This is a genomic window from Micromonospora sp. 067-2, from assembly GCF_046549295.1.
In the GTDB taxonomy this organism is placed as follows: Bacteria; Actinomycetota; Actinomycetes; order Mycobacteriales; family Micromonosporaceae; genus Micromonospora.
On sequence record NZ_JAJPWB010000007.1, the window covers coordinates 1 to 12,102 of the forward strand.

12 protein-coding genes are annotated in these 12,102 nt (G+C 71.9%); 5 read left to right on the forward strand and 7 right to left on the reverse strand.

The genetic code is table 11. The annotated features are described in order from the left end of the window. Positions 1-1,339: 1,339 nt before the first annotated feature. On the reverse strand, positions 1,340-1,651 hold the full coding sequence (locus ACLJN9_RS17695; protein ID WP_410812499.1) for a MazG-like family protein: 312 nt from the start codon (positions 1,649-1,651) through the stop codon (positions 1,340-1,342). A 307-nt stretch (positions 1,652-1,958) separates the two neighbouring features. Here ACLJN9_RS17695 and ACLJN9_RS17700 point away from each other — a divergent pair, with 307 nt between their 5' ends. Next, entirely contained in the window at positions 1,959-3,326 is a 1,368-nt protein-coding gene (locus ACLJN9_RS17700) for a hypothetical protein (RefSeq protein ID WP_410812500.1), read from the forward strand. Positions 3,327-3,387: 61 nt separating this feature from the next. Here the strand turns inward: ACLJN9_RS17700 and ACLJN9_RS17705 are convergent, their stop codons facing one another. The 3 genes from ACLJN9_RS17705 to ACLJN9_RS17715 all read right to left on the reverse strand — a co-directional run bounded on the left by ACLJN9_RS17705 (position 3,388) and on the right by ACLJN9_RS17715 (position 5,928). After that, positions 3,388-4,101: a hypothetical protein gene (locus ACLJN9_RS17705; RefSeq protein WP_410812501.1), complete on the reverse strand. Its 714-nt coding sequence runs from the start codon at positions 4,099-4,101 to the stop codon at positions 3,388-3,390. A gap of 266 nt (positions 4,102-4,367) precedes the next feature. Next, complete coding sequence (locus tag ACLJN9_RS17710) at positions 4,368-5,477, reverse strand: DUF3626 domain-containing protein (RefSeq protein ID WP_410812503.1); 1,110 nt, start codon at positions 5,475-5,477, stop codon at positions 4,368-4,370. Then, entirely contained in the window at positions 5,461-5,928 is a 468-nt protein-coding gene (locus ACLJN9_RS17715; RefSeq protein WP_410812504.1) for a VOC family protein, read from the reverse strand. Before ACLJN9_RS17715 ends, ACLJN9_RS17710 begins: the two co-directional genes overlap by 17 nt. Here ACLJN9_RS17715 and ACLJN9_RS17720 point away from each other — a divergent pair. Beyond that, on the forward strand, positions 5,927-6,088 hold the full coding sequence (locus ACLJN9_RS17720; protein ID WP_410812505.1) for a hypothetical protein: 162 nt from the start codon (positions 5,927-5,929) through the stop codon (positions 6,086-6,088). The two genes, ACLJN9_RS17715 and ACLJN9_RS17720, sit on opposite strands and share 2 nt — an antisense overlap. 20 nt (positions 6,089-6,108) lie before the next feature. Here the strand turns inward: ACLJN9_RS17720 and ACLJN9_RS17725 are convergent, their stop codons facing one another. Both ACLJN9_RS17725 and ACLJN9_RS17730 read right to left on the reverse strand, forming a co-directional pair. After that, positions 6,109-6,738, reverse strand: coding sequence for an MBL fold metallo-hydrolase (locus tag ACLJN9_RS17725; RefSeq protein ID WP_410812506.1), 630 nt, complete (start codon positions 6,736-6,738; stop codon positions 6,109-6,111). Continuing rightward, positions 6,735-7,823 (reverse strand): S-(hydroxymethyl)mycothiol dehydrogenase, encoded by a 1,089-nt coding sequence (locus tag ACLJN9_RS17730; protein WP_410812507.1) that lies wholly within the window; start codon positions 7,821-7,823, stop codon positions 6,735-6,737. Before ACLJN9_RS17730 ends, ACLJN9_RS17725 begins: the two co-directional genes overlap by 4 nt. Positions 7,824-8,007: 184 nt before the next feature. Between ACLJN9_RS17730 and ACLJN9_RS17735 the strand changes: the two genes are divergently transcribed. The 3 genes from ACLJN9_RS17735 to ACLJN9_RS17745 all read left to right on the forward strand — a co-directional run bounded on the left by ACLJN9_RS17735 (position 8,008) and on the right by ACLJN9_RS17745 (position 11,190). Then, the gene (locus ACLJN9_RS17735; RefSeq protein WP_410812508.1) at positions 8,008-8,430 is read left to right on the forward strand and encodes a hypothetical protein; all 423 of its coding nucleotides are present in this window, start codon (positions 8,008-8,010) and stop codon (positions 8,428-8,430) included. 25 nt (positions 8,431-8,455) lie between these two features. Next, positions 8,456-9,643 carry a low temperature requirement protein A gene (locus ACLJN9_RS17740; protein WP_410812509.1) on the forward strand — a complete coding sequence of 396 codons (1,188 nt, stop codon included), beginning with the start codon at positions 8,456-8,458 and terminating at the stop codon, positions 9,641-9,643. 83 nt (positions 9,644-9,726) lie between these two features. Next, positions 9,727-11,190 (forward strand): cryptochrome/photolyase family protein, encoded by a 1,464-nt coding sequence (locus ACLJN9_RS17745; RefSeq protein WP_410812510.1) that lies wholly within the window; start codon positions 9,727-9,729, stop codon positions 11,188-11,190. A gap of 3 nt (positions 11,191-11,193) precedes the next feature. Here ACLJN9_RS17745 and ACLJN9_RS17750 read toward each other — a convergent pair whose 3' ends face one another. Next, the gene (locus tag ACLJN9_RS17750) at positions 11,194-12,087 is read right to left on the reverse strand and encodes an SDR family NAD(P)-dependent oxidoreductase (RefSeq protein ID WP_410812511.1); all 894 of its coding nucleotides are present in this window, start codon (positions 12,085-12,087) and stop codon (positions 11,194-11,196) included. Positions 12,088-12,102 lie beyond the last annotated feature (15 nt).

The window sequence follows — 12,102 nt, forward strand, 5'->3', positions numbered from 1 at the left end:
CGCCGGGACCGGCAACCTCCGGCGGCTCAGCGCCGGGACCGGCAACCTCCGGCGGCTCAGCGCCGGGACCGGCAACCTCCGGCGGCTCAGCGCCGGGACCGGCAACCTCCGGCGGCTCAGCGCCGGGACCGGCAACCTCCGGCGGCTCAGCGCCGGGGTCGGCAACCTACGGGCGGGGTGCCGGGATCGGCGACCTACGGGCGGGCGGCTCGTGGCGCCGGGGTCGGCGGCCGTCGAGGGGGCTCGTGGCGCCGGGTCCAGATGTAACGACCGGCGGGCCGCCGTCATTCCGGGGGTGGCCCATCCCGTCGCCACCCTCATCCAGGCGGTCCGGGGGGATCGTTCGTGGGGACGGTAACGACCGGGCGGGGGCCAGCATTCCAACCAGAGACCGGTCAGGCCGGCGAGCCGTGGTGCTGCGATCGTCAGGGTATGTAACGACCCCGGGCCAGCCACCATTCCGGCCGGCGAGTGCGCCCGACCACACCCAGAACATCGCAAACCCGACATCACCGCCCCGCGCTGGTGGGCAGTGCAGAACGGGCTGGCGTCAGGCCGCTTGACCAGGCGGGCGTCACGCGCCGACCTGCCGGTGATCGACCCACTCGACCCCGGATCGACCACCGCACCGGGACGCAATCCGAACGGAGTCGACAAAACCCGTGATGCCACTCAGGCATATTTATGCCACACAGGCATCACACACACCACAGCGACCGCCACCGGACCGACTCCCGACGCCGAGCACAGTCACCCCGCCCCGAACACCCGAACACCCGAGCACCCGAGCACCCGAGCACCCGAGCACCCGAGCACCCGAGCACCCGCTGTAATGGAAGCCGGTCCGGCGCCGACCACCGAGTGCAGTCCCGATGCTCGCGGCCCGGGTTGCGATGGAAGCCGGTCCGGCCGACCACCGAGTGCAGTCCCGATGCTCGCGGCCCGGATTGCGTCCGAGCCGACCCCGACCACCACCGAAGCAGGCGGACCTGCCCAACAGGTGCAGACGGCCAACCACCCAGGGGAAGGTCGTGCCACAGTTCCCACAGACGGCGACCGCACCCGGGCTGGGCATGCGCATCAGCGGCGACCACCGACCGGGAACGGGTAGGCGCGCCACACGCGCACGAACGGCGACCACCAACCGGGGTGGGGTCCGCCGTGCGTGGCGCAGGGATCAAGCCTGACCGCCCGGAGCCGGGCACGGCGGCCCCACCCCACCCCCCGAACCCGACACCAACCGCCTAGCCTGAGAAAACCGACACCGACCCCCGGAAACAGAACGGCCCGACTTCGCCGAAAACCAGGCAAGCGCCGGGGACGCCCAGCCTGACACCGTTCACCCGGCGAGTCGGGAGCGGACCTTGGCGGCGCAGGCGTCCAGCACGGTCCGCGCGTCCAACCCCAGGCTCTCGATCGCGACCAACGCCGTGAACGCGACGTCGGCCAGTTCCGCCGCCACGTCCTCGCGGGTGTGGGTGACGCCCTTGCGCGGGTTCTGCCCGAGCAGACCGATCCAGGCGGCCGACGCCTCCCCGGCCTCCTCGCTCAGCTTGAGGATGCGGCAGGTCAGTTCCGTCTGCCCGGTGCCGTTCGCCGCGTCCAGCCAACTGCGCGACGCCCTGGCCGCCTCCCAGATCGACTCGTTCATGGCGACCAGTCAACCCGACCGACCTGCGAGGCCGTGCGCCCGGGCCGGGCCTGGTCATCCCCCGGTCCGCTGCTGGAGCACTGCCGACAAGGACGGCCTGCCGGGCGGGCGGAGCCACCTCGACGGGGTTGCGCCGGGTGGCCGAGCGAGGCTGGCGCACGGCCCGCCGGGACTGCCGGACGGTCGCGCCTGACCGGCTGGTCAGCGCAGCCATTGACTCTGGTCGACGGCGGTTCTAGGTTCAAAACGCTACCGGCCGGTAGGCAACCGTCCCGCCTGGTCGACCTCCATCCGATGGGGAGCATCGATGCTGTCCGCACCCGTTCGCACCCTCCGCCGTCTGCTCGCCGCCACAGCGACCCTGACCCTGGCGGTCGGACTGGCCGGCGCCACGCCGGCCAGCGCCACCGACCGCGACCCGACAGGCGGTCAGCCGCTGCCCGGGTACACCATCGAGAATCCGCCACTGGCGCCGCTGGTCGTGGCCGGCAGACCGACGACGGTACGGCAGGGCGTGCACCGCCACGCCGGCTACATCATCGAGGTCCCCGCCCGGTGGAACGGCGACCTGGTGCTGTGGGCGCACGGCTACCGTGGCCAGGGCACGGTGCTCTCGCCGGAGCAGCCCGGTTTCGGACTGCGCCAGCGACTGCTGGAGCAGGGGTACGCCTGGGCGTCGTCCTCGTACGACCGTAACGGCTTCGACATCCGCTCAGGGGTGCTGGGCACCAGGGACCTGGCCGACCACTTCGGACGATCGGTCCGTAGGGCACACCACACCTACCTGGCGGGGGTGTCGATGGGCGGCTACATCATCGGTCGCTCGCTGGAGCAGTATCCGGGCTTCTACGACGGGGCGCTGCCCATGTGCGGGGTGCTCGGCGATCAGACGCTGCTCGACTTCTACCTCGACTACAACCTGGTCGCGCAGACCCTCGCCGGGGTGCCGGCCTATCCCACTCCGGCCGACTACCTGAGCAACGCCGTACCGCGAATCCAGGTGGCACTCGGCCTGGCGGGGCTCACCCCCACCGGGCCGGACACCACCACCGACCGGGGTAAGCAGCTGCGGGCGATCACGGTGAACCGTTCCGGCGGGCCGAGGCCCGGCGCGGACGCCGCGTTCGCGGTGTGGAAGGACTTCCTCTTCTCGATCAGCGTGACCAGCGGTGGTGTGACCCCGGCCCAACGACCCGGTCAACTCTCCACCAACCTGCTCACCCGCTACAGCCCCAACAGCCCGGTCAACGTCAACGCCACCGTGCCGCGGATCGCCCCGGAGAACGTCCTGCAGCGACTCCTGCCGACGCTGACCGAGGTGCCGCGGATCGCCGGCCGTCCCACCGCACCGGTGCTCAGCCTGCACGGCCTCGGCGATTTGTTCGTACCGTTCAGCATGGAGCAGGCGTACGCCACGGACGTGGCCCGGCACGGCCGCGGCAAGCTGGTCGTGCAGCGGGCCATCCGGACCACGCAGCACTGTGAGTTCAGCCCGGCCGAGGCCGGTGCCGGCTGGGACGACCTGGTGTCCTGGGTACGCACCGGCAAGCGTCCAACCGGCGACACGGTGACCGATCCAGCGGTGCTGGCCAGGCCGGACTACGGCTGCCGGTTCAGCGACCGGGCCGCGTACGCCGCCGGTGTCGGCACCCGTCGGCTCTATCCCGCCTGCTGAGGTAACCGGGCACGACGACGCCGGCCGGCTCCCCCTCGGGGAAACCGGCCGGCGTGTGGTGTCACCAGAGCTGCTGGACGAGATCCGCCGCCTGCTCCTCCCACTGCGCGTACGCGTACGGGAAGGCGGAGACCTGGACGGTCTGCGCGGCGGCGGTCAGCGGCAGGTCCTGCCAGCCGCCGATGTTCTTGAGCGCGCTGAAGAACGCCGTGGCGGCGTACTCCGGGTCGGTGACCTGCTCGGGCGTGCCCCAACCGGACGACGGGCGCTGCTGGAACAGGCCCTGCGAGTCGTGGTCGTTGTACGCGCCGAGGTGGCCGAGGTTGTACAGCTTCGACTCCTGCAGCGAGGTCGCGATGCCGATCACCGCGCCCCGGTCGCCGACGCCGGTCTTCCTGGCCGCGTCGACGATCGCCCGCGCGTTGTCGAGCTGCGCCTTGTCGAGCGGGATGCGCGACTGGGCACCTTCGATGCCGTGCGGGATCAGTTCGTCGCGGCTCGGCTTGCCGGCGGGCGGCTTGCCGGTGGCGGAGCCGGTCGTCAGACCGGACTCGACGGGCTGGTCTTCCTGGTGTGCGGCGGTGGCGGCCTTACCGGTGGCGAGGTCGATGGCGGCGACGGCGCCCTGGTGCGGCCCGGTGGTGACCGGGGCGGCGGCTGCGGTCGGTGCGAGCGCCAGGCCACCCAGGGCGGCGACACCCACAACGCTCAACGCGGTCTTGCGGTACGAATCCTTGGCGATGGCGGGGAGCCATCGATCGAAGTCGACCTTCACGATGGTTGCCCTCTCGATCGTGCGGAGCGCTCCGGGGTGAGCACTCCTCCGGGAGATGACCGCGGAAAGGGTTTGGGCTCCGGCGGTACGGGGACACAACCAGGTTCACGTGTCGGTCATTCCGGATATGCCGGTGCCACGCTCAGCTGCGACCTCGGTCACCCGCACAGTCCGACGTTGCATGTACGACGGGTTCGGAGCGGACAGAACGCGGCGTAACCGGACGGCAGGTACCGGACGGGACGGTCGCGGCTGGACTGGGCCGATCAGCTGGTGTGCGGTGCGCCGTAGCGGACCAGGACGTGCCAGAGCTGCTTGAGGTGCTGAAGGGTGACCGACGTCGGGCCCCGGTCGGCCCAACGATCCGGATCGGTGACCACGGAGGCGGCGGCCCGGCCGATCAGGGCGGCGGCGACCAGCTCACCGGGCCGGGCGAACTCGGCGTGCACCCGGGCCGCCAGCTCGGGAATCGCCGGGCCGCGAAACTCCGGATCGACCCGGTCCGGAGGCAGGGCGAAGCCGCGGTGGCGCACCAGCCGACATCCGTAGTGGTGGGCGATGTGCTCCAACGTCTCGCCGACCGGGGTGCCGATGAACGACGGGTCGACCACCAGCGCCTCGACGTCCCGGGCAAGGTCGAGCGTGCCGTGCACCTGTGCCTCGACGTAGTCGTCCAGCGCCCGGCCCATCGCCGACGATGTGGCCGGGGCGTCCGGCACGGACGACAACAGCGTCCGCGCCAGCGTGGCGACGTCCGTACCGGCGCGGCCGAGGCAGACGCCGGTGGCGACGGTGCCGGTCAGCAGGCCGGCGAGCACGGCTTCGAAGCCGTCGATGGTGCCGACCATCCGGGGGCCGAGGTGGCTGTCACCGAGACAGAACGTCGCACGGGCCAGCACCGCCGGGCGCAGTCGAAAATGGCACGAGCCGAAGCGGGGACAGGCGCCGTCCGGGTGGTCGAGCAGGTTCAGGCCGCCGTAGACGGGCCGGTCCGCCGGCAGCACCCCCACACGCTGGTAGGCGCCGCCGAACATGCGCCACTCCCAGCGATCGCGGTCACTTCCGGCGGAGGGCATGAGTAGTCCGTTGGAGATGCCGGTGACGAACTGGCTCCGGTACACGCCGTCCTCGGCGAGGGCAGCCGCAACGGTACGTCCGTCGGCGCACGGCCGGTCCGGGTGGAAGTTGAGGGTGAGCCGGCCCCGCCGCGCGATCGCGAGCAGCAGCCGCTGCGGTGGATGTTCGGCGACGGCCACCATGCTGGCGATGCAGGCGAGCGCAGCGGGACGCTCGGCGAGCGCCACCGAACGGACGTGCGCGACCGCCGCCGCCTGCGCCGGGCTCAGCGGTCCGCTCGGCTCAGCCTGGACCGTCATCGTCCAGTGCCGAACCGTCCGGCGCGGCTCGCTCCTCCGCGGTGCGCAGTTCCTCGAAGATGCTGATGTGGAGGTTGGCCGGCGCGTCCAGGCGGGCGTTGAGGGACTGCCACGGGGTGAGTGTCGGGGGCGCAACCTCGGCCGCTCCGGCGGCGACGAGCCGAGCGGCGGTGGCCCGGGCGTCGTCCACCTCGAAGGCCACCCGGATGCGTGGCGCGACCTGCCGACCCACCTCGACGTCGTCGATCATCCGCTTCTGCGCGGGGTTGGCGATTTCCAGGGTGGCCCGCCCCGCATCCAGGATCACCACCCGGGCGTCCCCGTCACCACTGAACGCTGCCTGCTCCGGCAGGCCGAGCGCGTCTCGAAAGAACGCGACGGCGGCCTCGTGGTCCTCCGCCTCCACCACGAGACGTAGCTGACGGACGGTGGGCACGGGATCGGAGAGCATGAGCGGAACGCTAGCGCGATCCGGTTGCGCGTCGCGCCCGGTTTCGGGTCCGGTGCTGGCGCGCGACGGGCCCTGGAGCCGGGTTGCCGGGCTGGAAGCCCTGGACGGCAGGCCGGTGCTGGACGTCAAGCCGGTGCTCGGCGCGCTCGACGAACGCTGAAACCCGGCGCTGCCCGGTGGTCAGTGCCCCCGGACGATCCACTCGTCGAGGTGCGGGGCCTCCGCGCCGATCGTGGTGTCGTCGCCGTGCCCGGTGTGCACGACCGTCTCCGGCGGCAGGGTGAGCAGGCAGGTACGGATCGACCGGACGATGGTGTCGAAGTCGCTGTACGAGCGGCCGGTTGCGCCAGGGCCACCGGCGAAGAGCGTGTCGCCGGTGAAGACCACGCCCAGCTCCGCCGAGTGGAAACTGCACGCGCCGGGGCTGTGACCGGGTGTGTGCACCACCCGCAGCGTGCTGCCGGCGACCTCGATGATCTGCCCGTCGTGCAGCTCGCCGTGCGGCGGCAGGTGGGGGTGGACCATGTCCCAGAGCACCCGGTCGGCGGCGTGCAGCAGCACGGGCGCACCGGTGGCCTCGGCCAGCTCGGGCGCCACCCGGACGTGGTCGTCGTGGGCGTGGGTGGCCAGGATCGCCCGCACCTGGCGATCACCCACCAGGGCGAGAATGGTGTCGACGTCGTGCGGCGCGTCCAGGACCACGCACTCGTGGTCGTCGCCCAGCACCCAGACGTTGTTGTCCACCTCGAAGGTCTGCCCGTCCAGGGTGAACGTGCCGGAGGTGACCGCGGAGTCGACGCGGGCCGTCACGGGAACACCACCACCGATCGGAGCACGTCGCCGTGGTGCATCCGGTCGAACGCGTTCTCGACCTGGTCCAGCGCGATCTCCTCGGTGACGAACGCGTCCAGGTCGAGCCGGCCCTGCAGATACAGCTCGGTGAGCAGGGGGAAGTCACGACTGGGCAGGCAGTCGCCGTACCAGCTGGATTTGAGGGCGCCGCCGCGCCCGAAGACGTCCAGCAGCGGCAGCTCGACGGTCATCTGTGGGGTCGGCACGCCCACCAGCACCACGGTGCCGGCCAGGTCCCGGGCGTAGAAGGCCTGCTTCCACGTCTCGGGTCGGCCCACCGCGTCGATGACGACGTCGGCGCCGAAGCCACCGGTGGCGGCACGGATCGCCTCGACCGGGTCGGTCTCGGAGGCGTTCACGGTGTGCGTGGCGCCGAACCGGCGCGCCCAGTCCAGCTTGCGGCTGTCGGTATCCACGGCGACGATCGTCGTGGCGCCGGCGAGGGCCGCGCCGGCGACCGCCGCATCCCCGACGCCACCGCAGCCGATCACCGCGACCGAGTCACCCCGGCCGACGTTGCCGGTGTTCATCGCCGCGCCCAGACCGGCCATCACCCCGCAGCCGAGCAGGCCCACCGCCGCGGGGCGTGCGGCCGGGTCGACCTTCGTGCACTGTCCGGCGTGCACGAGGGTCTTCTCGGCGAACGCTCCGATGCCCAGGGCCGGGGCGAGCTCCGTGCCGTCGGTGAGGGTCATCCGCTGGCGGGCGTTGTGGGTGTTGAAGCAGTACCAGGGACGACCCCGGCGGCAGGCGCGGCAGATGCCGCACACGGCCCGCCAGTTGAGCACCACGAAGTCGCCCGGAGCGACGTCGGTGACGCCCTCCCCCACCTGCTCGACGATGCCCGCCGCCTCGTGGCCGAGCAAGAACGGGTAGTCGTCGTTGATGCCACCCTCGCGGTAGTGCAGGTCGGTGTGGCAGACCCCGCAGGACTGGATCCGGACGATCGCCTCGCCGGGGCCGGGATCGGGCACCACGATGGTGGTGACCTCGACCGGCGCGCCCTTGCTGCGGGAGATGACTCCCCGGACTTCCTGGCTCACGACGCCTCCTGCTGATGATCCGCGGCTTGCCGGGTGCCGGCAGGCGGTGCGTCGGACCCGACGCTGGGCCCCTGGCGAACCTACCGCGATCACCACGGCCGGCCCAGTCGGCCGACCAGCGGGTTATCGCGGGTTTTCACGGGGTACGCGGGCCGCACTCAACCCACGGCCACCGGGAGTGACCATGAAGCTCGCGCACCTGCCGCTACGGGTCAGTATCGGCGCGTACGTCCTCAACTCGGGTCTGGGCAAACGCAACCTGGAGGGTGAGGCGGCGCAGGGCATGCACGGGATGGCGGTCGCTGCCATCCCGCAGCTCGGTCAGCTGGAGCCGGCACGGTTCGCCAAACTGCTGTCGTACTCCGAAATCGCTCTGGGGGCGGCGCTGCTCGCCCCGTTCGTCCCGGCCAGCCTGGCCGGGCTGGGCCTCACCGCGTTCGGCGCGGGCCTCGTGCAGCTCTACCTGAAGACGCCGGGGATGCGCGAGCCGGGCAGCATACGCCCGACCCAGCAGGGCATCGGTCTGGCGAAGGACGTCTGGCTCGTCGGCGCCGGAATGACCCTGGTGCTGGAAGGATTGACCCACGGCCGCCGGCGGCGCGACTGACCGGTGGCCGACCTGAGGAGGTGTGGTGACCGAACCCCGTTCCGCGCGGCCGTTCTACCAACCGATGAGGCCCCGCAGCCGGAACGAACCGCACCGCTCGGCCACCCCGCTGGAGCTGTTCTTCGACCTGTGTTTCGTGGTGGCCGTGGCACAGGCGGCCGCCAGCCTGCACCACGACGTATCCGAGGGCCACTTCGGTCACGCGGTGACCAGCTACCTCATGGTGTTCTTCGCGATCTGGTGGTCGTGGATGAACTTCACCTGGTTCGCCTCGGCCTACTACACCGACGACGACGTCTACCGGATCGCCGCGCTCGTGCAGATCACCGGGGCGTTGATCCTGGCGGCAGGTGTGCCGCGCGCGTTCGCCGACGGCGACTTCAGCACCATCACCTACGGGTACGTGGTGATGCGGCTGGCGACCGTCGGGCAGTGGGTCCGGGCCGCCGTCGGCGACCCGACGCACCGCGCGGCGGCCCGCCGTTACGCGGTCGGCGTCACGCTGGTGCAGATCGGCTGGTTGCTGCGGCTGGCGCTGCCACACCACTGGGGCACGGCGTCGTTCGTGCTGCTGGGCTTGGCCGACCTGCTGGTACCGGCGGTGGCCGAGCGCCCCGGAATGACCCCGTGGCATCCCCGGCACATCACCGAGCGGTACGGGCTGTTCACCCTGATCGTCCTCGGCGAGGCGGTGCTGGCCATCTCGGTGGCGATCCAGACCGGGATCGACGCCGGAGACCACGGCCTCTGGTCGCTCGCGGCGGCCGGCGCGGTGATCGTGTACGCGGTCTGGTGGCTCTACTTCGACCGTCCGGTCGAGGCGCCCAGTCGAACGCCGTACTCCCTGGTCTGGGGTTACGGCCACTACCTGGTCTTCGCCGCGATCGCCGCGGTCGGCGCGGGCCTGGTGGTGGCGGTGGACCACGAGCGGCGCATCGGGCAGGTGTCCGGGCAGGCGACCGGCTACGCGGTGGCCGTACCGATCGCCGTCTACCTGCTCACCGTCTGGCTGCTGCACGTCCGCCGGCAGCGGCACGGCGTGGTGGTCGTGGCCTTTCCGGTGGTCGCGCTGCTGGCGCTGTTGGCACCGCTCGGCCCGATTCCGGTGCAGGTGCTGGCGCTGCTGCTGTTCGTCCTGGTGGCGCTGACCGTGCTGCTGCGCCACCGAGACGACCTGCCGACCTCGTCGCCGGCCGGTGCCGATCCGGCCTGATCCGTTCAACGGTCGGGGAATCCGGACGCGACAGGCCGGCATGCCGGCGGGCGCGGCGGCCGAAAATTGGGCAGAATTGCGGGATGTATCGCCGCCGATGGTTGCTCGCCGACCAACTCGGGCCGCACTTCCTCGACGACCCCGACCAGCCGGTGCTGCTGGTGGAGATCCGGGAGATGTTCCGCCGTCGACCGATGCACCGGCAGAAGGCCCATCTGCTCCTCTCCGCGCTGCGGCACCGCGCGGCCGAGCTGGGTGACCGGGCGCTGCTGCTGCGCACCGACACGTTCCGCGAGGCGCTCGCACAGGTCGCCGAGCCGGTGGAGGTGTGCCACCCGCACTCACGGGCGGCGTTGCGCTTCGCCCGGTCGGTGCCCGGCCTGACCGTGCTGCCGCCGCGCGGCTTCATCACCAGCCAGGCCGACTTCGCCGGCTGGGCGGACCGGACCAGGCGCGGCACCCTGCGCATGACGGACTTCTACCGGCACGCCCGTCGTCGGCACGGCGTGCTGACCGCCGCCCCGGCCGGCAACGTCGGGGCGGCGCGGCGGCCTCGCGCCGAGGCCCGTGTCACGCCGGCGACACCACCGCCGCCACCGTTGATCGTCGAGGACGACATCGACGCGCAGGTCCGTCGGGACCTGGACCGGTGGGCGGCCGACGGGGTGCGGTTCGTCGGCAACGACGCTCCCCGGCGCTACCCGGCCACGCACGCCGAGGCCCAGGCCCGGCTGGAACACTTCCTGACCCACCGACTGCCCGAGTACGGCCGGTACGCCGACGTGATGAGCGTCGACGACCCGATGTTCTCGCACTCGGTGCTCTCGTCCTCGTTCAACCTGGGTCTGCTCGACCCGGAGCCGGCCGTCCGGGCGGCCGAGCAGGCATGGCGGTCCGGCGCGGCCGCGCGTACGGCGGTGGAGCCGTTCATCCGGGGGCTGCTCGGCTGGCGCGAGTTCCTCTGGCAGCTGTACTGGTATTTCGAACCGCGATTCCGGGGCGCCAACTGGTTGGCCGCGACCGAGCCGATACCGGACTGGTTCGCCGACCTGGACGCCGACGCGGTGGAGGCCCGCTGCCTGGCCGACGTGCTCGCCAGCGTCCGGGACCGGGCATGGACGCACCACACCCCGCGGCTGCTGGTGCTGGGCAACTACGCGTTGCAGCGCGGCTGGCGCCCGGCCGAGGTCGTGGAGTGGTTCCAACGGTCGTTCGTGGACGGCACCGACTGGGTGATGAACGCGACGGTGATCGGCATGAGCCAGTACGCCGATCTGGCCCGGGTGGACACCCGACCGTACGCGGTGGACGGCGCGGACATCGACGAGATGAGCGACTACTGCGGCGGCTGTCGCTACGCGCCGCAGGCGGCGCTCGGCGAGCTGGCCTGCCCGTACACCGGGGGTTTCGAGAGCTTCCTGCACCGGAACCGGGAGCGGCTGGTGGCCGACCCGCGGCTCGCCGCCGAGCTGACCCGCCGCGACGAGCCGGAGCGCCGCGAAGCGGTGCTGGCCCAGGAGGAGAAGCGGGGCAGCAGCCCACCGTGACCGTCAGCCGCGGGCCACGTCGGCGACGGCCGCCGGGGTCTTCGGCGCGGCGGTGGCAGCCGGAGGAACGACGCCCCGGTTGAGGCCGGTGACGAGCAGCCGGTTGTACGAGGCCGGCAGGAGACGGGCCAGCAGATCGGGCACCTTCGCCGACCAGCCGATCAGCACCCGGCCACGCCGGCGCTGGACACCGCGCAGGATCACGTCCGCGGCCCGTTCCGGGGCGATGGTGAGCAGCTTCTCGAACTGTGCCCGGCCGGCCGCGTACTCCTCCCGGGAGACGCCACTGCCGACGCGGGCGTTCTCGGTGATCCGGGTGCGGATCCCACCGGGGTGCACCGAGGTCACCCCGATGCCGTCGTCGACCAGCTCGTGGCGCAGCGCCTCGGTGAAGCCGCGCACCGCGAACTTGCTCGCCGAGTAGGCCGTCTGCCCGGCCGGCGCGATCAGCCCGAACAGGCTGGAGATGTTGACGAGGTGCGCGCCCGGCTCCGCCTTGAGGTTTGGCAGCAACGCGTGGGTCAGCTGCACCACGGCCCGGAAGTTGACGTCGATCACCCAGCTGAACTCGTCGTACGTGACCTGGTCGAACCGGCCGCCGAGACCGACACCGGCGTTGTTGACGAGCAGCCGGACCCGCGGGTGCGCTTCGCCGATCTCCGCGGCCACCCGGGCGGTGGCCGCCGCGTCGGCGAGGTCCACCACGTGGGTGTGCAGCTGCCGGTCCGGGTGTTCGGCACGGATCGCGGCGGTGACCGCCTCCAGCCGTTCGGCGTCGCGGTCCAGCAGGACCAGGTCACTGCCGCGGCGGGCCAGCGCGTGCGCCAGCGCGGCACCGATGCCGCTGGCCGCGCCGGTGACCACGGCCGTCGCACCGACGAAATCGAACCTCTGCACGATTGGTGCTCCTTC